This is a genomic window from Variovorax paradoxus (assembly GCF_030815855.1).
GTDB lineage: Bacteria > Pseudomonadota > Gammaproteobacteria > Burkholderiales > Burkholderiaceae_C > Variovorax > Variovorax paradoxus_M.
In genome coordinates, this window is sequence record NZ_JAUSXG010000001.1 from 4,742,631 (window position 1) to 4,766,780 (window position 24,150).

Genomic DNA, 24,150 nt, shown 5'->3' on the forward strand with positions numbered 1-24,150 from the left:
GAGAACGACGTTCAGGCGTCGGACTTCAGGCGCGCCATCTGTTCTTCGTAGGCCTCGAGAAAGGCCTTGCCGAAGAGGTTGTGGAAATCGTCTTCCGCCTCGCTCGCGATGCCGCCATAGAGCGCCACGAACTGGTCCCATAGCTTGGCCTTGCGATTGGCACTGAAGAGCGCATCGAGCGCCGACTTCGCACTGATCTTCTTCTCGAGCTCGTCGGGCTCGAAGCGCCCAATGACATGCGCCAGCGCCGCACGCATGCCCACCATCACGCCGAACTGGTGCGCACGCAGGTCGTTGAAGGCATCGCGCATGGCGGCTTCGGGCGGCATGAAACCGCGGACACCGGGGCCCAGCAGGTGGGCCAGCGCGACATCGGCGGTGGGCGAGAACTTGAGCGGGTTGTTGGCCTGCGACGCGATCATCGTGACCTCGGCGCGCACCTCGCGCTTGAACTCCTGGCGCGTGAGCAGCAGCTGCAGCGTGCCCTCGGTGGCGCTGCGAAGGATGGTGCCAATGCGCTCCATGAGGCCCGGCGTGAGCATCTCGGGCGCCTGGTGCGTGCTGCCGAGGCCCCGCAGAAAGGCGGCAAGCAGTTCGTCGTCGGAGGCGGTGCGCTGCAATGCGGGCGCCGCCCTGGCGACCGGCGCTTGCGCAATCTGCGGCTGGGGCCGCGCCAAGGGCGGCGGAGGCGGCGCCAGCAGCCCGGGCGGTTCACTCGATCCGCCGAGAGACACCTCCGGCCCGCTGATGCGGATCGGCTGGCCTGTGATGTCGTCGAACTGCGGCAGCAGCTGCGGCCGTGGCACGTCGATCGCCCGCGGCGGGTTGAAGCCGAACTGATCGATGGGCAAATGGTCGGCGCGCGGTACCGGCGTGGCCGGCGCGGCGCGCTGCAGCGCCGCCATCGGATCGGCATCGGACGCCGTGTTGGGCTGCAGCAGCGGGTCCGCCAGCGGAGAAAGCGCGAGCGGATCGCCGCCAATGCCACCCCCACCGCCCATGCCGCCGAACAGCTCGTCGATGCCCGCCGCCTTGCCGTGCGCGGGCGGCGCGCCCAGGTCGGAAAAATCGTCGAGTGCGCCGAGGCCGGCGGCAGGCGCCGACGAAGGCGCAGCTCCCAGCAGATTGGCGAACGGATCGATCTGCGCAGCCTGGGCATTGCGCGATCCGTTCTGCATCGGATCGGCAAACAACAACGAATCGGCGGGCTCCGCAGCAGCGGGCGGCGATCCCCTGGCGGCGGCGACCGGTGCCGGCGGCGGCGGCGGCGCAAGGCCCGCCAGCAAGTCGGCAAACGGATCGTCGCTCGATGATGCCGCCGCCGCCGATGCGGCCATGGGCGCTTTCATGACCGTGTTGGGCACGGCCAGCGAAGGAGCAGCCGCGCCGGCCACCGCGCGCACACGAAGCTCGAAGCTGCCCACCACGAGTTGTGTGCCGTCGGTGAGCGGGGCTTCCTTGCCCGATCCGAGCGGCACGCCGTTGCACTGCATCGGATTGCTGCCCCGGTCGATCACGAAATACCGGCCGTCGCGGCACAGCACCTGCGCATGCACGCGCGACACCGTGCGGTCCGGGTCGTCGAGCACCAGCGTATTGGTGTCCGCACGTCCGATGGTGCCCCCGTTGGGGCCGAAATCGGCGGCAATGGCCTGCCCCGCCGGGGCGTCTTGCCGGGTGATGACAGCGATATGAATCATGAATCGGCCCCCGGGGCTGCGCCCGAACATGGCCCGCGCATACACGAGCCCAAAAACTCAGAAGGAGTATTCATTCCGGGGGGCTGCTTGGCAATCTCGCCTTAAGAGGTATGCCTTCGTTGCAGCGGCGTTTCACGCCACGCTGTCGAGCCAGCGCCGCTGCCGCCAAGCGGGCGCGCTGGTGGCGAACAACGGCGCGCGCGGATCCAGCAGGCACAGGTGCAGCGCGGCCGCCACGCGCTGCCGCTGGAAACCCTCGCGCAGCACGTTCGTGCAGCCCTCGAGGGAGACCGGCTGCCCCATGAAGAGCCGCACCCCGGGTGCGAAGCGCGCGCCATTCTTCGCCCACCATGCGCGAATCTTGTCGATGTCCGGCCAGGGCAGGGCAATGTCTTCGGGGAGCTCGACGTTCTCGTCGTCGGGGTCGTCGGTCGGGCCGTCTTCGAAACCGTCGGGCGGCATCGTTTCCATCTGCTCCAGGTTGAAATCCACGCCGGTGATGGTGACGAACGCCTCGGCCGCAATGCGCGCCGTGGCCGGCTGCGCCATTTGCTCGATGAGCCAGGGCACGTAGCGAGCGTCGCCGATGAACCCCGAACCGATGATGCGCAGGCGCTGCACCTCGGGCAGTCCGCCGCTATCGAGCAGGAGCGCGTGGCCTGGCACGACCTCGACCGCCTGCAGCGCCAGCTGGAAGGCGCGCGGCTGGCGCGGCCCGCTCTTCATCGCGAAAGCCGCGAGCGCATCGAGCGCCTGTGCCCGGTCGCCGAGCAGCACTGCCGCCCATGCGGCCCAGAAACGCAACTCGGGCTTGGCCTCGCCGAGCAGCGACTGCACCTGCGGCAACAGGTCGGTACGGCCCAGCTCGCCGGCCGCGCGCAGCGCGCGGATGCGCACGCTGTCGGGCGCATCCGCGAGCAGTTGCCCGAGCAATGTCCCCGGATCGCGCCGATGCAGCGCACAGGCCGCGACGCCAAGCTTTCGCCGCAGCGGCGAGGCGTCCTCGAGCAGAGTCTTCACGCGCCCGCCGAGACGATCCGGCTCCGTCCAGCCGATGGCGGAGATCAAGCCGGACACAACCTCGGGCAGGTCCTTGGCGCGCTCGACCAGGTCGTCGAAGCGGCCATCGACTGCTTCGATGGCGAGCACTGCGGCGACGAAGAAGTCTTCGGGGCCTTCGTTGTCCGTTAGTGCGAGTGCATGCCGCCAGCCTTCATCGCCGGCGACGCGCAGGCCGTCGATGTGGGCGGCTAGCCGTTCGTCGAGGTCGGCGAATTGCTGGGGCGAGTAGTTGGGCGCGTGGACCGCGCTGGCGCGCTGGAGCCAGAGGAAGGAGGCTTCGTCGGCGTGTTCGGCGACAACGGGAAGCAGCGTGTCGGATTCCATGGGACAGGCCCCTACTCGAAATGCAACCGCACGATGGGCAGCTTCTCGTGCCAGGCGCAGCAGAGGTTGACGATAAGGTCCCACGCCTCGGCGTCCGCGTTGTCCCAGATCCATTCGTGATAGTGGATCGTGCGCGGATCGTTGAACATGGCCTGCGCGCCGCTGACTTCCACCGCCTCGTCGGGATCGTTCGGATACGCAAGCGTCAACGCGTCCCACAGCGCAAGGGTTTCGAGCAGGCCCTGCTGGAGTTCGGACTGCACCGGCTGTGCGAATTCGATCTCGACCAACAAAGCGTCATTGCCCCCCATGTCCTCGGGAAACTCGACTTCGAAAGGCGGCTCTTTCGGCGCGGCCGGACGCACGCCCCTCTCGCTCAGCAAGTCGAACTCGCGTTGGCCCAGCACGGCACGCGCCGCGTGGAAAAGAACGTCGTGTTGACGGCAATCCGCCAGCATGCCGCCCAGCACATCCAGGGCCGCGACAGGAAGATCCTCGACTTGCAGCCGCGCCTGCACCGACGTGCCGGCGGCGCGAAGCTCGACCGGCGCCGAGGGAAGCCGGTTCCCTGGAAAGAAGAACCCCGCGTCGACCGCGTCAAGAAAGACGCGAATGCGCCGCTCCACGAGCGCGACCACTCCCTCGGGGCCGTGCTCCAGCGTGGCCTGAAGCAGAACCGGGCCGCTGTAGCGCTCAGACGAAGAAGCGTCGAAGCCAGTCATGCGCCGCCTCCTCGGACATGCCTTTGATGAATATCTGGTCCAGCGCCTCGTCGGACGCCAGCACCTGCGCGATCAGCTTGCCCACGGCGCCATAGATCGGCACGGTCTCTTGCCGATTCACGTCACCGATCTGCGGCCCATCGCCGGCGCGCAAGATCACGCCGGCCTTGCCGAGCGCAAGCGCGGACACCCCCACGGGCGCACTTCGCTCAAGGGCTGCCAGACCGCCCAGCACCGCCGCCGCTTCGGCCCCGAGGAAGGTCAACCAATTGACGGCCGCGACACCATGCACTGCCCCGTTCGACATGCGCAAAGCGTCGCCGTAGCTGAGGCCCGGATACCGCAGCATCAGCGGGACCGACCATTGGAGAACGTCCCGATCCACCAACGAATCCGCGTCCTCCCAGAGCAAAGAGTAGCCGGCATATCCACTGCTGAGCGGGAATTCTGCGAGCGCATCCCGGGCCAGTGCGATCACCTCATCGGGTTGGTCGCCCCACTCGACGGGCAGTGCCATCCGCAGCACAAAGCGCGGCGGATCCAAAGGCCCCGCCAACGACATCCGTATCGCGGGCGACCGGATCAGGCCGGCTTTCTTGCCCGAATGCGCCCGGTAGCTCAGTAGTTTGGTTGCGAGTATGTCCGGGTCCGAGAACCAATGATTCGGTCCCTCGATCGCCTTGGCATCGCTGACGCGAAAGCGCTTCATGTCGCCAGTGCGATAGAAACGCTGCTGATTGCCAAAGGCGTCCATGTACGCGCGCAGAAATCGCGCCAGGCCCGCTCCAGTGTTCTCGGGCAGCCCGTAGGCAAATGCGACGATCTCGATGCAGGGCGTCGCCACGCTCTCGCCATCGTCCGTCAGGGTGAACAGGGACTCATCCATATATTTTTCCTTCAGGTACACAGGCAGTCGGCCCCTTTGGCGTCCTTTGCCCCTTTTTTCCTGACCTTCATCTCCGTCAGCTTCTTGTCCGTGGCCGGGTTGGTTTTTCGCAGCATGTCCTGATTGTCCGTAGGCGAGTCATTGGGAAACTTCACCTCGACGATACGGTCTACGTCGGCAAGCGTCAGCGCTTTTTTTCCAACGGCTTTCGCCGCATCGACCAGCAGGATGTCCCACCTGGCATATCCCAAGCCACTGTTGACATCCATGCCATGTTTGCCAATGAGTTTCCCACTCTTCAAATCCTGCGAAACCTCCGTGAGCAGGCCTGGTTTGCTGCCACGCGGCTTGGGATCGACGATGTTGCGCATGCGGCGCTGGTATTGGTCGGTCGACGCCTTCCCTGGCGGTAGTTTGGCGTCAGCCGCCTCCTTGTCTTTCAGGGCCTGGCACGCGGCTTCGCACAGCTCTTTCGCCATGGCGTCCCCCAAGGCGTCGATCAGCGGCTGCTGCGCCTCCCCGCCCAGATTGGCCGCGTTCTCCGAGTTATGGAACATCTTGTCCGTGAGCCGGGCCGCGCTCTTCCCGTCCATCTTCACGTCGAAGGAGTAAAGGATCCAGGTGGCCTCCTTCATGAAGGTGCTGGACTTCACACCTCCCGCCACACCTGCGTTGTCGCCGTTGGAGATGGCGAACTTCGAACCCTTGTTCGCGGCCATCGCCTTGTCGCCCTTGACGGTGCTGGTGCCGCTCGACAGCGTGATCGAGTTGGCGATGTTCGGATAGGGGACCGGCACGGGCCCACCGGGGCTCGGCGTCTTGCACACGTCGGGAATGGTCGCCGTGCTGATGCCGATGCTGAACTTGTGGACCAACGTGAGACTGGTGCCGTTGACCCTGATGGTGACTGGCACGGCTCAGCCTCCCATCGATTCAGCGCAGCGCACCAGCACCGCCCCGCGTTCGCCCGACTCGGAACTGCCCCACGCCATCGACAGCGGCCCCTTGGCGTAGCGCTTGCGACTTGCGATGACCGCCAGCGCGACATGCAGCAGCGAGCCTGCCGCACCCACGTCGCCCCAGCAGTCGGCGGGCGCGACAAAGTCCGACGCTGCACGAAAGTGCTCCCCAGTGCGCAGCGTGGCAAAGCCGAACTCGTCGGCGCGGTAGGGCTCGCCGTTGAGATCGCAGAACACGTTGTGCACCTGCTCGCCAGGCGCAAGGACCTTCAAGGCCGCGCGGAAAGCCTGGGTCAGGCCCTCGCCCACGCACACCTCGTCGGTCTTGATGAGCCTGGACTCCATGCCGATGCCGACCGACACCAGTTCACCCAGCGGCGCCATGCCGCACAGCTGCGCCAAACGGGGCGTGCCGAATAGCACCGCGCCGGCGGCCTCGCCGGGGATGAAGCCCCAGGCATTGTTGAGCGGGCCGCCGCCGTGGAGTTGATCGCAGGCTTCGACCCATTCGAGCGTCTCGGGTGCGAGGTACGAATCGGTGCCCGCCACCACGCACGCATCGAAGGCATCACGCGCGCAACCAACCTCGGCGGCGGCCACGGCCATGTGGCCCGCTGCGTGGCCCGCTTCGAAGCGCGCGATGCGGACGAATCGGTCCCCCATGCGCTCCCGGATGGCCAGCAGCAGGTCATCGGCCAAGGCATCAGGCTGCCCGGGGCGCGGCGGCGGCAGCGCCAGTGCAAGGCCAATGCGCGGCGACACGTTTCCGCCAAGCTCCGCCAACGGTGCCAACGCCTCCTCGATGGCCGGCAGCAGCAGCGCGCTCAGGCGCTCGGCACCGTCGAGACCCACGTCGAGCCAGGGTGCCCGTGCAATACGCATCGGCTCGCCGGCCGTGTCGACCATGTACGGATGCTCGGAGAAGCCGCACACGCCAGCCCGCGCCGCCGCGGCGCTGGCCCACACGTTGCGTCCTATTGGCGTGCTGGCGCCGAGCCCGAGGATCTGCAATGCGTTGCCGGCCATGCTCAGGCCTCCACCGCCTGCTCGGACGCGGTCTCGCCCAAGCGCAGCAGCCGTTTCTCGACAATGCGCGTCTTCAGCAGCTTGTGAACCTTGGGATGGCAGGGCAGCGCGCTGTGCCAGACCAGCGAAACACGCATCGCTGCCGGCTCGAGGATCACCGTGTGCAACTGCGGTCGCTCATGCAGCACCTGCGTGCCGTCGGAGAAAAAGGTTTCGAGGCCCAGCAGCACGCGCGGCAGCGTGAATCGGATCTCGGGCTGCGGCGCCAGATGCACCATCAACACCGGCTCGTCGCCCACGAGAAACTGCGGCGTCTGCTGATCCACAGGCGCGCACTGGTAGTGCCGTTCATCAAAGTCCACCGGCAGCAACGGCAACCGATCCCGCTGCCACGCCTCGTCGTACGTCCCAGCAAACCCCACGCGCGGCTGCCAGTGGTTGCACAGCGGCCCGAAGCCTGCAGGCTCAGGCCGGTCGCTCGGCGTCCGCACGCACTGTTCCGGATACTCGATGTTCGGCAGCCGCAGGCCCTCTGCATGCGCAGCCTCCGTCACAAAGCCGGTGCCCACGGGATTGCGCACATCGAACTGCGGCAGTGGCGCATCGCGCGTCCACGGATCGACACCGCCGTATGCGCGCTCCCACACCAGCGGCATGGCGGTGAAGGGCTCTGGCTCCGACGGCGCGCCGCCGAGCCACACGCGGTCGCCGGTCACCCGCAGCCGCTTGGCGATGGGGCCGACGCGCAGGCCCAGGTCGAGCTGCGTCACGGGTACGCCGCCGGGCGCATGCGCGTGGCCGATCAGAAGCACGTCGGTGGTCAGCTTGGTGCGCACCAGGTCCATCTCGTAGCGCAGGCTCGGCCGGGGCGCGGCCTCGTCGACGAAGACGGGCGCCTGCGCGACAGGCGGCTGTTCGGCCGCGACGCTGGTCTCGCCATCGGGCGAAATGTCGAAGCTGCACTTCACCGCGACCAGCCAGATCTCCGCACCGTCGCGGTCGCGCACCCAGGTGCGTTCGGCGGCATAGGGCGTGCGGTTGTCGAGCTGCCACATGGCGTGTGCCTGGTCAGTTGATGCCCACGTAGGCACCCTTCACCCGGTTGGCGCCGCGCGAGCGCGAGAGCACGTAGTTGCCGTTGATCAGCACCTTGCCCGCGCGCGTGAGCACGATGCTGGCGTCGCCGCAGCGCAGCTCGATGCGCTCGCGGGCCTGCAGCAGCACGCGCTCGCCGTCGACGCTGGCTTCCATACGCACAGCTTCGGCCGCCGGCAGTACCTTGGCATGTGGCGGCTGCAGGCGCCCGACGATGACGGGGTGCCGCGCCTCGCCCTTCTCGAAGGCCACGACCACGGCCGCGCCGGCATCGCCGGGCGCGAGCCCGACAGTCGATAGCGCCTGCACCGGCGCCATGCCTTCGCCCAGCGTGACGAGAAAGCGCCCCTCCGCATCGAAGCCGGCAAAGGCGGCCACCGCCACGCCCTGGCCCGACAGCTTCGACCAGGCGGCCACGCTGCGCAGCACGCTGCGCGCGCTCTGGAGATCGGTGTGGTCTTCCACGGCTCAGTCCTCCCCCAGGTTGGAGCCCTTGATCTTGATCGAGCCGCCGGCCTTGAACGATGCGGTGCCGTCGGCTTTGATGGTGATCTTGGCGCCCTTGATGGTGATGCCGCTGGCGTTCATGACGATCTTGCTGCCGCCCGCCTTGAGCATGATGGTGGGCGCCTCGACCATGCAGATGGCGCCCGCCTTGATCTTGATCGGCCCCTTCGATGTCTCGGAGATCACCGCGGCCGACAGCTTGTGCGGCCCGCCCACGGTGATGGACTGCAGCGCCCCCACGCTCACCTTCTGCAGGCCGCCCACGCTCACGATCTGCGCGCCGCCCACCGTGATGGCCTGCACGCCGCCCACGTTGATGGCCTCGCCTGCGCCTACGCTGTGCATGCGCCCCGCCCCTACCGTGTGCGCCTCGGCCACCGAGATGGTGGTGGTCTGCATCCCGTTCACGGTATGGCTGCGTCCGCCGTTGATGGTGACGGTTTCGCCGCCGTTCACGGTTTCGGTCCGGTGGCCGCCGATGGTGATGGTTTCGGTGCCGCCCACCTTTTCTTCGCGGTTCGATCCGATTGAAATGCTCTGGTTGGCGCCGATGCTCTGCTTCTGGTTGCTGCCCACCGTTTCCGTGTCGTCAACGTCGACCGCATCGGTGCGGTTGTTGTGCACGGTGGTGGTCTGATCGTGCTCCACCGTGGTGTTCATGTCGTACTGGCCGTGGATGGTCACCTTCTCCTTGCCCGCGGTGTCGTCCATCGACAGCTCGTTGTAGCCCTTGCCCTTGTGCGTGTTCGACTTGATGCCGCTCACCACGGCGCCGGCCGGCAGGCCGAAGGGCGCCATCGATTCGCCGTTGTAGAAGCGGCCGACGATGATGGGCTGGTCGGGGTCGCCGTCCAGAAAGTCGACGACCACTTCCTGGCCGATGCGCGGAATGCTGACGGCGCCCCAGCCCTTGCCCGCCCACGGGTGCGACACGCGCACCCAGCACGAACTGTTCTCGTCGTTCTTGCCGTAGCGGTCCCAGTGGAACTGCACCTTCACGCGGCCGTGCTCCTCGGTCCAGATCTGCTCGCCGCTGCGGCCCGTGACGATGGCACTCTGGGGACCGGGCATGGTGACGCGCGGCGTCAGGCGTGGCGGACGCCACGGGGTGTTCAGCGGAACCACCGTGAGCAGAAAGCTGCTGCTCGCGCGCTGGCCGCTGCGCAATGCCGGTGTCTCGGCAATCAGGTCGCCCACCAGTTCGCCCAGCCCGGTGTTCACAGGGTCGTCAGCCAGTGCCTCATGCAGCACGGCGTCGATCGGGCGCGGATTCTCGGCAATGTCCGCGCCTTCGTAGCCCGGGTGGCTTGCAACGAAGGTGCAGGCCGCAATCAGGTAGTCGCCGTCGTGCTTGCCTTCGGGGTCGCCCTTGAATGCAAAGCTGCGCCCGGCGGTCACGTCGGGCCAGCCGGTCAACGCCCAGTGGCGTTGCCGCCGGCCGATCAGCTCGTCGAGCCGCAACTGCGCCAGGTTGTCGGTGTCGTCGCCCGAGGCATAGCCGCCCGGAAACTCGAACACCTCCAGGTCCGAAAGCTCGTGCGTGTCGGGGTCGCCCTTGTCCGCAAACAGCTGCTTGCTGATGACCTTGAAGTCCCGGTCGCGCGATGCGAACTTGCCCGATTCGAACTGCCGCGAGCTGATCCACCGCGTGATCTCGTTGGCGCGCCCTTCCGATGCGTCGCGCTCCACATGGTGCAGCGTATCGGCGGCGGGCAGCTTCTCGTGAGCCAGCGTGCTGGTGTCCGACAGGTGCAGCGTGCCGGGCGCGTCGTGCGCGTCGAACCAGTAATAGATGCCCTCTTCTTCCAGAAGGCGCGACAGGAACTGGTAGTCGCTCTCCCGGTATTGCACGCAGTAGCCGTGCGGTGCATGGGGGCCGACCACGCCGGCCGACTTGATCTTCTTCAGGCTCCCGACGGGGCTGTCGTCCAGCACGGCGTCGATCACATCCAGCACCGGCTTGTTCTGCAGGATTCGCGCATTGACGCGCTTGCTCAGCAGCCAGAACCACGAGCGCAGGCTGATGCGGTATTCGATGAAACGCCCGCTGCGCCCGGCGCGCGTGAAGCGCACGGCATGGCCGTGGCAATGCCGCTTGTGCGTGCCGCCATCGGCATCTTCGAACTCGATCGCCACATCGAAAGAACGGCCCAGCACGTCCGCGGGCTCGATGCTTTCGTTGTCGGTCAGCACGGTGAGTTCATAGGTCGAGGGGCGCGCCAGGACCTCATGGCCCACGATGCGCCAGAACATGAGCTTGTCGACGACGGGCGAGTCGCCCTGGATGCTGAACGTGTGCTCGGTCATGCTTCCCATCCTCTTTCTACGTTCCCCCTCCCGAAACTCCGCGCCGTGGTTCCGGCGGGCCGCCGCCTACGGCGACAGCAGCAGCACCAGCGCCTGGCTCGGCACGAGCCGCACTCCGGGGCAGTTGGTGCTGTTTTGCAGCGACACGCTGGTCATGCGCGTGGCCGGCATGCCGTTGAGCAGCACGGTGAACGCGCCGGTCACATGCCGCGACGGCCCCATGACGGTGCCCGACGCCACGCCCATGTTCACGCCCGAGTTGTCGCCGTTGGTCATGGGAATGGTGGTTCCCAGGTTGTGCGCGGGCATGCACATGAAAAGGATCGTCGGGCAGTTCGGAATGGCCATCGGCCCCATGGCGATGTTGGGGTATGGAATGGGCACCGGCCCCGCAGGCGTGGGCGTCAGGCACACGTCGGGAAAGCCCATGTCGGTGCCCATCATCTGGCAGTTGGCGAACATGGGGGCCCCTAGCCGAAGTGAATCTGCGCGCCCCGCGCCTTGACCAGCTGCTCGCCCTCGACGAGCGTGTGCTCGCCATGGATCTGCAACAGCTGGCGCGCCTGCAGCTCCATGTGCCCGGCCAGGGTGCGGTCCAGTCCGTCGGTGCTGCGCATGTATTGCTTGCTGTGGTGATGAACCCGGTCGAACAGCGTCGACAGCGCGGCCCCGATTGCCTTGATCGTGCCGCCCACCAGGTTCAGGCGCTCGCCCATGACGTCGGCCTGCTCGCAACTCAGGCGCACCTGGGGCGCGGCCATGTGCAGCAGCTCCTGCGCGTTGGCGCTGATGGTGGGCGCGTTCAGTTCGAGCCGGCCCTGGCTTTGCAGCACCACGTCCTGCGCGCCGCTGCGCTCGAGCACCGCCATCACCCAGCATTGGCGTCGGTCGTCCAGCAGGGCCGCGACGATGTCGCCCGCCTGGACCGCCACCAGGCAGCTGAAGGCCTGGCACGCGCTGATCTCGTGCACGCCCTCGCCGTCGAGGCGCAGGCGCAGCCCTTGCGCGGACCCGGGGTCTGAAAGCGCAGTGGCACGATGCCAGCCGGCTTGCGCCGGTGCCGGCGCGTCGGCTTGCTTGTTCGGCTTGTGAAGTGCCTTGGTGCGGCGCTCGGTAACAGTGGCGGTCATGATGGCCTCATGGATGAATGGCGTTTTCGCGCGGTGCTTCAGGCGACTGCCCACTGCTCCGCGCGTGCCAGATCGGGGTCCGTGCCTAGGGCGCGGCTTCTGTCGGTGGCTTGCACGTCCTGCAGCTGCGCGCGATGGAAGATGGCGCGGAAGAGTTCGGCCTCGCGCAGGTCGGCGCCCTGCAGGTCGGCATGCCGGAAATCGGCATAGGTGCAATCGGCGCCCGCGAACACTGCGCGTGCCAGCTTGGCCTGCGCGAAATGACACTGGTGCAGTTGCGCGGCGCCGAAGTGGGCACCCGGCAACGCGGCCTCGGTGAAAAGCGCCTGGCGCAATTGCGCCTTGGTGAAGCGCGCCCCCTCGCCCTTGGTGGCGCAGAAAATGGCTTGCGGCGCCTGTGAGCTGCTGAAGTCGCAGCCGTTCAAGGTGCTGCCCTGGAAGTTGCATTGCCGCAGCTTTGCGCCTGTAAAACTGCTGCCGCTCAGGTCTGCATCGGCAAATTGGCACGATTCGTAGTTGCCGCCATCGAAGCGCATGTTCTGCAGGCTCAATTTCGAGAACACCACGCGGGTCATCGGCGCGCCCACCCACGTCATGAGGCTGAGGTCGCAGCCGGTCACCACCGTATGCATCCACCGGGAATGGTCGGCGTTGACGTCGATCAGCTTCGACTGCGAGAAAACCGCGGACTCGAGGTTCGCGCCCTGCATGCCGGCGTGGTCGAGCGCGCAGGCATGAAACCTGGCCATGGCCATCGATGCCTCGCCGAACTGCGCATGCGTGAGGTCGCACTCGTTGAACGTGGTGGTGTGCAGGTTGGCGCCGCGGAAATCCGCGTGGTCGAGCTTGCATCGGTTGAACACCGCATGGCGCAGGTTGGCGGCCGCGAACAGCACGCCGCCCATGTCGCACTGGTCGAACACCGCCTCGCGAACGTCGGCCTCGCGCAGGTCGGCGCCGGCCCAACGGCACTGCGTGAAGATGCCGCCGCCCAGGAAGGTCTTGGCGTAGTAGCCGCCGCCGAAGTCCTGCCCCTCGAAGGCCTCGCCCAGGCCGGCGCCCAGCGAAAGGAGTTCCGCGCTTACCTTCATGCCGCACCTCCTTCGGAATTGCTTGGGGCATCGCGCGCCGCGGCAACGGCCTGCTGCTCGGCGTTCAGCCGCGGCCAGGTGCGGCTGCGTGTGAGCAATGCGCCGTCGAACTGCGTGTCGGCGCTCAGCGCCACGCGCGTGAGATCGGTGCCGAAGAGGTTGGCGCGCCTGAAGTCGGCGCCGATCAGGTTGGCGTAGCTGAAGATCGCGTCGTGAAAATTGGCGCCGGCCAACCGTGCGCGGCTGAAGCGGGTCTTGCGAAAGAGCGCGCCCTTGGCCGAAGCCAGCCGCAGGTCGGCACCTTGCAAATCGGCCATGCCGAGGTTCGCGCCGTCGAACAGCGCCTTGGTCGCGCGCAGGCCGATGGCGCTGCATTCGCCGAGGTTCGCGTTCGACAGGTCGGCGCCGCTCGCATCCACGCCGTCGAGCACGGTGTTCTTCACGAACACCACACCCTTGGCACGAGCGGCAACCATGCGTGCGCCCTGCAGCTGGCAGGTGACGAAGGTGGTCGACTGCAGCAATGCGCCTGAAAGATCGACACCGCGCAGGTCGCACTCGATGAAGTTTGCGCCGCTAAGGTCGGCCTCGCGCAGGTCGAGGCCCTGCAGCGCGAGCTTGTAAAACACATTGCCCGCAAGCTGCGCGCCGCTCCAGTCGGCAACGCCCCACTCTGTTTCGAGCAGGTTCGCGCCGACCAGGTTGGTGCGCCGCATCTGCGTGCCGGCAAGCGGCGTGTGCATCAGCATGGCGCCGCCAAGGTCGGAGCGGTCGAACACCGCACCGGCGAGGCGCGCGCGGCCCAGGTTGGCGCCTGTGAAGTCGGCCTCTATGGCCATGCAGCCCTGCATGTCCGCATGCGCGAGCACCGCGCCGGCAAACTTGCAGCCCGATATGTTGGCCTTGCGAAGGTCCGCGCTCTCGAGCCACGCGCCCGAAAAATCGAAGCCATGCAGGTCGAGGCCCGACAGGTCGGCGCCGGTAAGGTCGATCCATGGCAGCGTGCGGTGGCCTTGCTCGGCCAGCCATTGCACCTCTTGCCGGCGCCTGGCTCCCTCTTCTCCTTTCAGCGCGAAGGCCGGCGGCTGTATGTGGGCCGACTGCAAATAGCCCAGCCGTTCCGCGCCTTGGCGGTCGCGCAGCTTCTGCAGCAGTTGCTCCTCGGGCATCGGCAGCTTGCCGAATTGGGCCTTGAGCTCGGCCAAGTGCTTCTCGGCGGTGTAGAGCGGCGGGCCGCGGTGCGCCAGCTCGGTCATGCGTTTTCTGTCTTCACCGCTCAGTGCGAGCAGCTTCTCGAGCTGGTCCAGCATGTCTTGCGCAACCGCGAGCTGCTGCGCCTCCGCCTCCTTCTGGCTGGCCTTGACGTAGGCCGGCAGTTCGGCCAAGGTCGGCGGCTTCTCGCGCACCGGTGGCTTCAGGCCGAGCGCATCGGGGTCCTTGCCCAAGGCCACGGCCTTCTCGCGCGCAAGGGCCACATCGATCTCTGCGCGCCTGAACTGCGCATCGGCCTGGAGGCCGTCCATCTTGTAGATCTCGGACGTCTTTTCGAAGTCGGGGTCGGCGGTGTCGATGTCATCGGACACCAGGTCGGCGTCGTTCAGGCTTTCGATACCGCCTTGCACCGGGTCTGTGCGCCGGGCCAGCACGTCGGCATAGTGGGCGTCGCCGCGTGGCTGGTCCAGGCGCTCGACGGCCGTCATCAGGTGGTCGATGTCGCTGCCGTCGTACTCCGCCACTTCGGCCAGGCCATGCCAGATCAGCAGCATGCGCTCCACTTCAGGAAAGAACCACACGGTGGTGAGCCGCATCGGCACTTCCTTGAACTTGTGCGAATCGCCACCCGGCGCCACCTGCTCGGGCGGCAGCCGGTAGTTGGCGAACACGCGCGCACGCAGCCCCGGCAGGTTGCCTTGCAGCAGCGGCTTGGTGGGGTGCAGGTGCTCGAGTGCAAAAGCCTCGTCGCCGCGCAGGGGAGCATCCAGCCATTGGTCTTTCGGCGCCATGTTGAAGTGGCGCCAATCCACGTCGGGCGGAAAACCCGGCGCATGCTGCTTGAGGTAGTTTTCGTCGTAGGTGCCGCGCAATGCGGCGCGCTGCGGGTGCATCACATCGAGCGCGCCGAATCCGGCGGGCTGCACCACGTCGCCCGGCGCCGTGATGCGCGAGCCGGGCAACTCCAGCGGCGGCAACCAATGCACGCCGCCCCCCGCCGCGGCGCCCATGCCCAGCGGGTTGTTGGCCACGGTCGGGCCGCCGTACGCATTGGCCCAATCCAGCGGCACCGGCTGATAGACCTCCGACTGCACCACGCGCGCGCCGTCCCAGTGGCGCGGCGAGAAGGCCATCACGGCCTTGCCGGCATTGCCCAGCCGCACGCGCGCCACGGCGCCGCGCGAACCAGTCTCGCCCGCATGCACGCGGCCGACCACCAGGTATTCGGGCGTGAGCTTGGCAATGCCTTCATCGACCAGCGGCATCGCCATGAGCTTGGAGATGCAGTTCCACATCGATTGCTCGCGCAGCAGGCCGCCCTCGTCAGACGACATCGGCGCGAAGAGGATCGTGCTGACGCACAGGCCGGCCTTGGACCGGTATTCGATCGGCCGAAAGCTCAGTGCGGCGACATGGGGCTTGAGTATCTGCATGAAGAACCAGTGTTGTCCTGCGCGCGGTTGTGCGGAGCGCCAGCTCAGTCGGTCGCCGTCGGCGGTACGGGCAGCCCCTTCGAGGCGGCCGGCTGGGGAGCGGAGGTTGGCATCTTCGATGCGCCCGCGGCCACCTTCGAGCCGTTGTCCGCAACGGCATCGGGCGGTGCTCCCAGCTGCTTGTCGTTCGTGTATTGCGCGGCCTTGTCGGCGGGCGCCGAATGCAGGCGAATGTTGTCGGGGTTGGCCCAGCCGTTGTCCCTGCGGGCTTCGGCAATCCCCTGGGCGGCGGCCAGGCGCGATGCCATGCCGTGCAGCCCGAGGTTCTTCGCCTGCGTCGCGGCTTCTTGCAGCGCAGCCGCTGCGTCCGTGTACTGCTGGTTGGTGGCCCGGATGTCGGTGTAGGCGGCCGCGATCGAATAGGCGACCGCACCGATTGCAGCGCCAATGGACGCGCCCAGGGCAAGCGCCCCGCCGGCCCCCGCGCCCGCACCGCCGCCGGGCATGATGACTTTGGCCGCCCGCTGCTCCACGTCGACAGGCGAGATGCTCAGGTCCACACCCGCAAAGCCGAGCTTCAGCGCCGCCGCCGTCTCCATTTGCAGCGCCAGGCACGAAGCCATGCTCAGGCCCATCATCGTGTCGATCGACAGCCCCATGAAGGTCGAGCGCGCCATGCCCATGTTGGCTTCGCTGTTGACGCCGATGTAGCCGCTGGAGTTGGGGCCCAGCACGGTGGTGTTGGAGCCGTTCGACGTGGCGTTGATGTTGCCCACGGCGAACATCTCGAGGTTCGAGTTCGACACCGCCTTGATCGAGTTGGCAAAGATGCTGTGCGCGCCGACACTCGCGTCCACGCGGTCTGCGTTGGTGGCCAGCTTCAGCTCGCCGACTGAACTTATTGCGATGTTCGCGCCCGAGGTCAACGCAACCGCTCCCACCGAATTGACCGTCATCGACGCCGAGGTCTGCGAGAACGCGCCCACGGTGGTCAGGGTGTAGGTGCTGTTGGTGTGCGAGGTAACGGCGCCGTTCACCACCATGTCCTGCTTGCCCTTGGTGCCGACGGTCTGGTTGCCCAGCGTGGTGGTGAAGGTGTCGGCATCGAACTTGTTGGTCTGCGCCTGAACCACGTGGTTCATCTGCGTCTTCATGACCGTGTGCTCTTCCTTGCCTTTCACCATGATCGTGCGGTGGCGGTCGACGGTCAGGCTCTGGTCGCGCATCACGTGGCCGGAGTCATCGTTCTCCACCGTGGTGGCCATGTTCTTTTCGGCGTGGATGTTGAGGAGCTCGTGCCCCTTCTTGTCCTCGAACATGATCTCGTTGTAGTTCGCGGGACCGCCGCCCGGCGTGGAGCGCGTCTTGAAGCCGCTCTGCGTGGGCGACTTGTACGGAATGGGCTGGTCGTCGTTGTAGACGCGGCCGGTAATGACAGGCCGGTCCGGGTCGCCGTTCATGAACTCGACGATCACCTCCTGTCCGATGCGCGGTGTGAAGTAGCCGCCCCAGCCTTTGCCGGCCCAGGGCTGCGAACAGCGTATCCAGCAGGTGGCCTTGCCGTCTCCATCGTTGTAGCGGTCCCAATGGAAGTGGACCATCACGCGGCCTTCGTCCACATGGAGCTCTTCGCCTTCGGGGCCGCAGACGATGGCGCTCTGCGGGCCGGGCATCGCCACGCGCGGCGTCAGCCGGGGCGGACGGAACGTGCGCTCGATCGGCAACGCGGTAATCAGGAAGGCGCTGGCGCCCCGCGCCCCGGTGCGCAGCGACGGTTGCCGCTCCAGGAGCTCCGTGAAGGCGGTCATCACGTCCGCATTGACGGCGTCGTCGAGGATCGCCTCGGACAGCAGCGCCGCGGCTGATTGCGAGTCTCCGTCGTCGCTGGCGCCTTCGTAGCCCCGATGGCTGACCACGAACACGCAGCCGCCGATGACGTACTCGCCGTCGCGCAGGCCGCCCCGGTCGCCCTCGAAGTCGAAGCTGCGCCCTGCCGCAACGTCGGGCCAGGAGGTCAGGCCCCAGTGCCGCTCGCGGCGTCCGTCGAACTCCTCGAGGTGCACCTTGACGGCGGCGTCCACCTCTTCCCCGGTGAAATAGTTGCCCGGGTATTCGAACACCTCGATATCCGAGAGCTCGTGCTTTTCCTGCACGTCCACGTCCACGCTCAGCGGCTTCTTGATCGCCTTGTAGTCGACGTCCCGCGTGGCGTACTTGCCGCTGTCGAAGCGGCGGACATCGATCCATTCGCTGATCTCGTTGAAGCGCGCCTCGCTGACGTCCGGGGATGCAAAGCGCAGCTTGGCCTCTACCGCAAGCTTCTCGTGGGCGATGCCGCTGGCGTCGGACAGGTGCATGGTGCCGGGCGCGTCGTGGGCATCGAACCAGTAGTAGATGCCTTCGGCCTCCAGGAGGCGCGAGAGGTAGTTGTAGTCGCTCTCCTGGAACTGCACGCAATAGCGCCGGGCCGGATGCGTGCCCACCACGTTGTCGGTGCGCGTCTTCTTGAAGCGCTTGATTGGGCTGTCCTCGAACACCGCATCCAGGATGCCGAGCACCGGCTTGTCCTGCAGGATGCGCGAGTTGGCGCGCTTGGTCAGCAGCCAGAACCACGAACGCAGCCGTATCTGGTAGCGAAAGTAGCGCCCCAGCTGCTGCCCACGGGTAAAACGCACCGCATGCCCCTGGCAGTGGCGCTCGTGCGTCGCCCCGTCGGCATCGGAGAAGTCGATCACTACATCGAAGGCGTGGCCAAGGATGTCCTTGGCGTCGATGAAGGCGTTCTCCGACAGCACCGTGAGCTCGTAGGTCGAGGCCCTTGCCAGGGCCTCGTGGCCTGCAATGGACCAGAACATGAGGTCGTCCTTGGCGGGCGACTCGCTCTCGATGCGGAAGTCATGCGACATGTGTTGTGTTCTCTTCAGGCGTGGCGTCGGGCAGCGCTGGGCGCTAGTCGAAGGCGTAGGTGAAATCAGCGTCCTTCACATCCAGCGCCACGCGGCGGATCTCGCCGCCCGATGCCAGGCGTTGCAGGTACTCGACCGAAATCGTCGGCAGCACGGTGTTGGTCAAGATCGCGTCGATCACGCGGCCGCCGGACTCCGGGTCCTGGCAGCGCGCCACCACCTGGTCGACCACCGCGTCGCTGTATTCGAAGGGCACGCCGTGGTTGGTCTCCACGCGCTTCTTGATGCGGCCCAGCTGCAGCCGCACGATCTTCTTCATCATGTCGGGCGACAGTGGGTAGTAGGGAATGGTGACGATGCGGCCCAGCAGCGCGGGCGGGAACACCTTCATGAGCGGCGCCTTGAGCGCATCGGCCAGCGCGTTGGAATCGGGCAGCAGCTCGGGGTCGCGGCACATGCTCATCACGAGCTCGCTGCCGGCGTTGGTGGTGAGGAGGATGATCGTGTTCTTGAAGTCGATCATGCGGCCTTCGCCGTCTTCCATCCAGCCCTTGTCGAAGACCTGAAAGAAGATCTCGTGCACGTCGGGGTGAGCCTTTTCCACCTCGTCGAGCAGCACCACGCTGTAGGGCCGGCGGCGCACGGCCTCGGTCAGGATGCCGCCCTCGCCGTAGCCCACGTACCCGGGCGGCGCGCCCTTGAGCGTGGAGACGGTGTGCGCCTCCTGGAACTCGCTCATGTTGATGGTGATGATGTTTTGCTCGCCGCCGTAGAGCGCCTCGGCCAGTGCCAATGCGGTCTCGGTCTTGCCGACGCCGGAGGTGCCGCAGAGCATGAACACGCCGATCGGTTTCTGCGGGTTGTCGAGCCGCGCGCGCGACGTTTGAATGCGGCGCGCGATCATTTCCAAGCCGTGCTTCTGGCCGATGACGCGCATGTTCAGTGTGTCGGCCAGCTTGAGCACCGCCTCGACTTCGTTCTTGACCATGCGGCCGACGGGAATGCCGGTCCAGTCGGCCACCACCGAGGCCACGGCCTGCTCGTCGACAGAGGGCAGGATGAGCGGCGACTCGCCCTGTACCGCATGGATCTTGGCTTGCAGCGCGTGCAGCTCTTCAAGCAGCACAGCCCGGTCTTCGCTCCCGCCCCCGCTGGGGGAGGGCTGGGGTGGGGGCACGTCGGCCTTGGCATTGCCCTCCGCGAACGCTGCATCCACCGGCTTGTTCCCCGCCCGCAGCTTCGCGCGCAACTCCAGCAGCCGATCGACCAGCCCCTTCTCTTCCTGCCAGCGCGCATTCAGTCCTTCGAGCTGCAGCTTCGATTCGGCCAGCAGCGCCTCCACCTGCGCCGAGCGCTTGGTCACGTCGATGCCGATGGCTTCCTCGCGACCGATGATCTCCTGCTCGACCGTGAGCCCCTCGATACGGCGCATGCAGTCTTCCACCTCGGGTGGCGTCGCGTGCTGCGACACGGCCACGCGGGCGCAGGCCGTGTCGAGCAGGCTCACAGCCTTGTCGGGCAACTGGCGCGCGGGAATGTAGCGATGCGACAGCTTCACAGCCGCCTCGATGGCCTCGTCGAGCAGCTGCACGCGGTGGTGCTTTTCGAGCACGCTGGCCACGCCGCGCAGCATCAGAATCGCCTTCACCTCGTCGGGCTCGGGCACCTGCACCACCTGGAAGCGCCGCGTGAGCGCCGGGTCCTTCTCGATGTATTTCTTGTACTCGGCCCAGGTCGTCGCGCCGATGGTGCGCAGGTTGCCGCGCGCCAGCGCCGGCTTCAACAGGTTGGCCGCATCGCCGGTGCCGGCCGCGCCGCCCGCACCCACGAGCGTGTGGATCTCGTCGATGAAAAGAATGATGGGTGTCGGTGAGCTCTGCACCTCGTCGATCACCTGTCGCAGGCGCTGCTCGAACTCGCCCTTCATGCTTGCGCCGGCCTGCAACAGGCCGATGTCGAGCGTGAGCAGCTTCACGTCTTTCAGCTGCGGCGGCACGTCGCCGCGCGCAAGGCGCTGCGCGAAGCCTTCGACCACCGCCGTCTTGCCGACGCCCGCCTCGCCGGTCAGCAGCGGATTGTTCTGGCGGCGGCGCATCAGGATGTCGACGATCTGGCGGATTTCTTCGTCGCGCCCGGTGATCGGGTCCATCTCGCCCTTCTTGGCCTTCTCGGTCAGGTCGACCGCGAACTTCTTCAGTGCATCGCCCTTGCCCATGGCCGCCGGCGCCATCGCACCCGAGTCTTCGCCCGGCGCGCCGCTGCCCATGCCGGTGCCGTCTTGCGCGCGCATCTGCGCTTCCGGCGAGGCATCGCAGACCTTCACGAAGTTGTCGGCCAGATCCTCGACCTTGATCTTCTCGAACTGCTTCGACAAGCCGAACAGCGGATTGCGCAGGCTCTGCGTCTTGAGCATGCCCACCAGGATGTAGCCGGTGCGCACCTGCGCCTCGCCGAACTGCAGCGTGGCGTAGGTCCAGGCGCGTTCGATGGCGTTCTCGATGTGCGGAGAAAAGTCGCTGATGGCGGTGGCGCCGCGCGGCAGCCGGTCGAGCGCGGCGGTCATGTCCTTGGCAATCACCGACACGTCGAGCCCGTAGTGCTGGATCACGCGGTGCAGGTCGGAGTCTTGTGCCTGCAGCAGCTGAGCGAACCAGTGCTCAAGTTCCACATACGGATTGCCCCGCATCTTGCAGAACACCGTGGCGCCTTCGATGGCTTTGTAGGCCAGCGAATTGAGCTTGCCGAAAAGGGCGGTGCGGCTGATTTCACTCATGGAGGACTCCGTATCTCTTCAAGACGAATGAAGATGGGTTTATTGAATTGGAGGCGCGTGCGGCCGCGGCTTCGCGCCGGCCGGCTGGCTTGCGATGCGCACGTCGGCCGCGTCTCGCGCGCGCGGCCGTTGCCCGAGCCAGGCGATCCATCCGAGGCGCGGCGCGTTGCCTTTCGCCTGGCCGAGACGCGTGGGCGGCACCTGCGCGCCTTGCAGTGCAAGCTGCGCATCCCACTCGAGCTCGTCACCGAGCAGCTGCTGCATCCAGCGCTGCAGCACGGGCTGCGCATCGCCGATGGGAAGGAACATGCGGTACTGGTCGAGCGTGAGCGGACCCACATGCAGCCGCACGCGATGCTGCCGGTCCCACGCGCGCGTGCCGAGCATGGCGCCCATGCCCATCGAACGCGAGGTCTCGCCCTGCCCCAGCCGGGTGAGTTCGCCGGCGGGCAGGCTCATCCAGTGGCCGACCCAGCGCTCCAGCTTGAACGGCACGCCGAAGTAGCTGCACAGCACCGCCTGAACGCCTTCGACGTTGTGCACGCGGCGTGCCAGCCAGCCGGAGAAATGCAGGCGCGCGTCGTCGTGCACCTCGTCGCGCCCGATGCGCCCTGGTGCGCCGATGCCGACCAGCGCGCCGATCTGCAGCCTGAACCTGTCCTCATCGGGCCGGTCGAGGGCCACCGCCGGCCGCGACTGCGCCCAGGCCCGGTAGAAGTGCAACGAGAAGCGGTGCGAAAAGCTGTCCAGGAAAGCCAGCCACGTCGGATCGCCCTGGTTGATGCTGCGCTCGCGAATGAAGTCGCTCAGGTGCACCGGCAGCGGACCGTTGGGGCCGATGTAGCTGAAGAAATGCTGGCGCAGGCGCGGCGGCGAATAGGCGGTCGCGGGTTCGAAGCGGCTGAAGCTGGCCGGCGCGAACGAAAGCGAAGGCTCCTGCCCCACGCGCACCGGCTCCGCATTCGGCAACAGCGCGCGGCCCCAGCGCGGCGTGGTTCCGGCAATCGACTCCAGCCGGCGCAGCACCGCAAAGTAGTCGAACGTCCAGGGCTCGGCCGACCACTCGCGCAGCGCGTTGTCCACGCGCGTGCTGACTGGCCCGCCTGCGGCGGTGCTCACAGGATCTGGCGTGTCCCGCACAGCGGCCTCCAGCGCATGATTTCGCCCTTGCCCGCAATGCGCAGCACGGCCTCGACAAAGTGGTTGACCTCCACGTGGCGCGCCAGGTAGCGCGCCATCACGGCGCCAAAAAGAAAAACGCTGTGGCCGTGGAACGCATCCTTGTCGACTTCGAGCGTCACTTCGAGCCCGCGGCCGAACGCGATCGGGCCGGGCAGCGGCAACCGGCGCGCCACGGGCTTGCTCTTGACGGAAAGCAGGCCGCGCACCTGCCCCTGGCGCATTTCGTCCGCATGCACGGCGTAGAGCATCAAGGTCTCGCGCAATGCGGCGGCGCCCTGCTCGGGCGTGCTGTCCGAAAGCGACAGGTAGTTGAGCGCCAGGTGGTCGACCACGCGCCAACCCAGGCCTTGGCTGACCACCGGCGACACCGGCCGCGAAGGCCCGCGCACCATGCGCACGCGCTGCGCCGGAAAAGAGTCGATGCAATCGAAGTCGTTGTCGCGGCCCAGCGGCATCAGGAGCGGCAAGTCGCGGTTGGTGCACAGCGCCGTCACCGCGAGCTGGCGCAGCGCGGTCGAGTACGGGGCCTGCTGCGGATCGACGATCTGCATGTAGACCTCGGAGCCGATATGGCTGCTGCGGTGTCCTTCGGTGCGCTGGCGTACCGAGAGCATGCGCGGCTCGCGCGTGGTCGTGTAGTAGGCCGGGTGCGCGTGGCGGCTGCCATGAAAGGCCGAATAGAACGGACGAAACGACTGCTCGGCGGCCGTGTCCGCGGCGCCGGGTGCGCCGTGTCCGGTCACCTCGGTCACGGTGTGCACCTCGAAGTCCTGCGGGCGCGTGCGGTCGGGCACCAGGTGGAACTGGCTCACGCCCTCCGACACGGGCACGCGGTCGAGCCGCTTGCTGAAGAGGTTGGCCACGGGCACGCAATGCAGCTGCACGTTGTCGGCGCTCACCAGCTTTTCGAGCGCCGCATCGCCGCGCGAGAACAGCAGCACGACCTCGACCTCCGTCACGGCCATGTCCGCCAGCAGCGGCTGCAGGCCGCCGATGCGGGCGAACTGAAAGCGCTGCGGAAACGCGAAGTACTCCTGCAGCAGCCTGAAGCCCGAGAAGCCGGTGGCCGTGACCGGCAGCAGCGCCTCGTCTTCCTCGAAGCCCACCGGCTGGATGGCGCTGCCGGGCAGCGTCTTCATCGCGCCCTGCATCGCGCCGCCGGGCGCCATCGGCCGCACCAGCACGCCCACGGGCTGCCCGAGCGCGCATTCGTGCAGTTGCCACGCCACGTCTTCGGCGCCGCCGAAGTGCAGCACGAGTTCGTCCATGGCGATCTGGCTGAAATTGAGCCCCGCCGTCGCGCGCAGCGCAATGCGGAGGCCACCGCGAATCGCACGCGACTGCGGGTGCGCATTCAACGGCAGGTCCGGCGCGTAGGTGAAATACTGGGCGCGCAGAACTTCGACCGGCCAGACGCGCAGCGCGCTGGCGGTGCGGAATTCGCAATGCGTGTTCTGCCCCACCGCCTGCCGCGCGCGCAGCCCGCTGCCGCGCGGCAGCGTCGGGCCGGTGGCGAGCTTGGCGTCGTCGGCATCCGGCACCACCGACACGATCGCCATGGCCGGCGTGGGCGCCAGGAAATGCGGATAGACGATGTCGAGCAGGTGTCCCGTGAAGCGCGGGTATTCGGCATCGAGCTTCAGCCCCACGCGGGCCGAGAGGAATGCGGTGGCCTCGATCAGCCGCTCGACGTAGGGGTCGGCGACCTCCTGGCCTTCGATGCCCAGGCGATGCGCAATTTTCGGAAAGGCGCGCGCGAACTCCGAAGAGCTTTCGCGGAAGTAGCGCAGTTCCTGTTCATACAGGCTCAGCAACCGGGGGTCCATGGCGGCGGA

The 24,150-nt window shown here is 67.1% G+C and carries 17 protein-coding genes; all 17 read right to left on the minus strand.

Annotated features, from left to right (window positions below; translation table 11 throughout):
* Nucleotides 1-11 precede the first annotated feature (11 nt).
* The gene (gene tagH, locus QFZ42_RS22690; protein WP_307703124.1) at nt 12-1,700 is read right to left on the minus strand and encodes a type VI secretion system-associated FHA domain protein TagH; all 1,689 of its coding nucleotides are present in this window, start codon (nt 1,698-1,700) and stop codon (nt 12-14) included.
* Nucleotides 1,701-1,832: 132 nt separating this feature from the next.
* Nucleotides 1,833-3,086: a TIGR02270 family protein gene (locus QFZ42_RS22695; RefSeq protein WP_307703125.1), complete on the minus strand. Its 1,254-nt coding sequence runs from the start codon at nt 3,084-3,086 to the stop codon at nt 1,833-1,835.
* A gap of 11 nt (nt 3,087-3,097) precedes the next feature.
* Nucleotides 3,098-3,808 (minus strand): hypothetical protein, encoded by a 711-nt coding sequence (locus QFZ42_RS22700; RefSeq protein ID WP_307703126.1) that lies wholly within the window; start codon nt 3,806-3,808, stop codon nt 3,098-3,100.
* On the minus strand, nt 3,780-4,694 hold the full coding sequence (locus QFZ42_RS22705; RefSeq protein ID WP_307703127.1) for a type VI immunity family protein: 915 nt from the start codon (nt 4,692-4,694) through the stop codon (nt 3,780-3,782). Before QFZ42_RS22705 ends, QFZ42_RS22700 begins: the two co-directional genes overlap by 29 nt.
* Before the next feature lie 11 nt (nt 4,695-4,705).
* The gene (locus QFZ42_RS22710; protein ID WP_307703128.1) at nt 4,706-5,608 is read right to left on the minus strand and encodes a DUF4150 domain-containing protein; all 903 of its coding nucleotides are present in this window, start codon (nt 5,606-5,608) and stop codon (nt 4,706-4,708) included.
* 3 nt (nt 5,609-5,611) lie between these two features.
* Complete coding sequence (locus QFZ42_RS22715; protein WP_307703129.1) at nt 5,612-6,679, minus strand: hypothetical protein; 1,068 nt, start codon at nt 6,677-6,679, stop codon at nt 5,612-5,614.
* 2 nt (nt 6,680-6,681) lie between these two features.
* Complete coding sequence (locus tag QFZ42_RS22720; protein WP_307703130.1) at nt 6,682-7,734, minus strand: DUF2169 family type VI secretion system accessory protein; 1,053 nt, start codon at nt 7,732-7,734, stop codon at nt 6,682-6,684.
* A 13-nt stretch (nt 7,735-7,747) separates the two neighbouring features.
* Nucleotides 7,748-8,239, minus strand: a complete 492-nt coding sequence (locus QFZ42_RS22725) for a DUF6484 domain-containing protein (RefSeq protein WP_307703131.1) — start codon at nt 8,237-8,239, stop codon at nt 7,748-7,750.
* A gap of 3 nt (nt 8,240-8,242) precedes the next feature.
* Nucleotides 8,243-10,588: a type VI secretion system Vgr family protein gene (locus QFZ42_RS22730; RefSeq protein WP_307703132.1), complete on the minus strand. Its 2,346-nt coding sequence runs from the start codon at nt 10,586-10,588 to the stop codon at nt 8,243-8,245.
* Nucleotides 10,589-10,654: 66 nt separating this feature from the next.
* A complete protein-coding gene (locus tag QFZ42_RS22735; protein WP_307703133.1) occupies nt 10,655-11,050 on the minus strand; it encodes a DUF4150 domain-containing protein in 396 nt (131 codons plus the stop codon).
* A gap of 8 nt (nt 11,051-11,058) precedes the next feature.
* Nucleotides 11,059-11,718: a DUF3540 domain-containing protein gene (locus QFZ42_RS22740; RefSeq protein ID WP_307703134.1), complete on the minus strand. Its 660-nt coding sequence runs from the start codon at nt 11,716-11,718 to the stop codon at nt 11,059-11,061.
* A 38-nt stretch (nt 11,719-11,756) separates the two neighbouring features.
* Nucleotides 11,757-12,809, minus strand: a complete 1,053-nt coding sequence (locus QFZ42_RS22745; protein ID WP_307703135.1) for a pentapeptide repeat-containing protein — start codon at nt 12,807-12,809, stop codon at nt 11,757-11,759.
* Entirely contained in the window at nt 12,806-15,454 is a 2,649-nt protein-coding gene (locus QFZ42_RS22750) for a DUF2169 family type VI secretion system accessory protein (RefSeq protein WP_307703136.1), read from the minus strand. The genes QFZ42_RS22745 and QFZ42_RS22750 overlap by 4 nt, the downstream gene beginning before the upstream one ends.
* Nucleotides 15,455-15,498: 44 nt before the next feature.
* The gene (locus QFZ42_RS22755) at nt 15,499-18,360 is read right to left on the minus strand and encodes a type VI secretion system Vgr family protein (RefSeq protein WP_307703137.1); all 2,862 of its coding nucleotides are present in this window, start codon (nt 18,358-18,360) and stop codon (nt 15,499-15,501) included.
* A gap of 43 nt (nt 18,361-18,403) precedes the next feature.
* Entirely contained in the window at nt 18,404-21,133 is a 2,730-nt protein-coding gene (tssH, locus tag QFZ42_RS22760) for a type VI secretion system ATPase TssH (protein WP_307703138.1), read from the minus strand.
* Nucleotides 21,134-21,172: 39 nt separating this feature from the next.
* On the minus strand, nt 21,173-22,252 hold the full coding sequence (gene tssG, locus QFZ42_RS22765; protein ID WP_307703139.1) for a type VI secretion system baseplate subunit TssG: 1,080 nt from the start codon (nt 22,250-22,252) through the stop codon (nt 21,173-21,175).
* Nucleotides 22,249-24,141 (minus strand): type VI secretion system baseplate subunit TssF, encoded by a 1,893-nt coding sequence (gene tssF, locus QFZ42_RS22770; RefSeq protein ID WP_307703140.1) that lies wholly within the window; start codon nt 24,139-24,141, stop codon nt 22,249-22,251. Before tssF ends, tssG begins: the two co-directional genes overlap by 4 nt.
* Nucleotides 24,142-24,150: the final 9 nt, after the last annotated feature.

Bases quoted from the DNA above. Each gene is read 5' to 3' on its own strand.
- tagH (WP_307703124.1), bottom strand. From the start codon at position 1,700: ATGATTCATATCGCTGTCATCACCCGGCAAGACGCCCCGGCGGGGCAG.
- QFZ42_RS22695 (WP_307703125.1), bottom strand. From the start codon at position 3,086: ATGGAATCCGACACGCTGCTTCCCGTTGTCGCCGAACACGCCGACGAA.
- QFZ42_RS22700 (WP_307703126.1), bottom strand. From the start codon at position 3,808: ATGACTGGCTTCGACGCTTCTTCGTCTGAGCGCTACAGCGGCCCGGTT.
- QFZ42_RS22705 (WP_307703127.1), bottom strand. From the start codon at position 4,694: ATGGATGAGTCCCTGTTCACCCTGACGGACGATGGCGAGAGCGTGGCG.
- QFZ42_RS22715 (WP_307703129.1), bottom strand. From the start codon at position 6,679: ATGGCCGGCAACGCATTGCAGATCCTCGGGCTCGGCGCCAGCACGCCA.
- QFZ42_RS22720 (WP_307703130.1), bottom strand. From the start codon at position 7,734: ATGTGGCAGCTCGACAACCGCACGCCCTATGCCGCCGAACGCACCTGG.
- QFZ42_RS22730 (WP_307703132.1), bottom strand. From the start codon at position 10,588: ATGACCGAGCACACGTTCAGCATCCAGGGCGACTCGCCCGTCGTCGAC.
- QFZ42_RS22735 (WP_307703133.1), bottom strand. From the start codon at position 11,050: ATGTTCGCCAACTGCCAGATGATGGGCACCGACATGGGCTTTCCCGAC.
- QFZ42_RS22740 (WP_307703134.1), bottom strand. From the start codon at position 11,718: ATGACCGCCACTGTTACCGAGCGCCGCACCAAGGCACTTCACAAGCCG.
- QFZ42_RS22745 (WP_307703135.1), bottom strand. From the start codon at position 12,809: ATGAAGGTAAGCGCGGAACTCCTTTCGCTGGGCGCCGGCCTGGGCGAG.
- QFZ42_RS22750 (WP_307703136.1), bottom strand. From the start codon at position 15,454: ATGCAGATACTCAAGCCCCATGTCGCCGCACTGAGCTTTCGGCCGATC.
- QFZ42_RS22755 (WP_307703137.1), bottom strand. From the start codon at position 18,360: ATGTCGCATGACTTCCGCATCGAGAGCGAGTCGCCCGCCAAGGACGAC.
- tssH (WP_307703138.1), bottom strand. From the start codon at position 21,133: ATGAGTGAAATCAGCCGCACCGCCCTTTTCGGCAAGCTCAATTCGCTG.
- tssF (WP_307703140.1), bottom strand. From the start codon at position 24,141: ATGGACCCCCGGTTGCTGAGCCTGTATGAACAGGAACTGCGCTACTTC.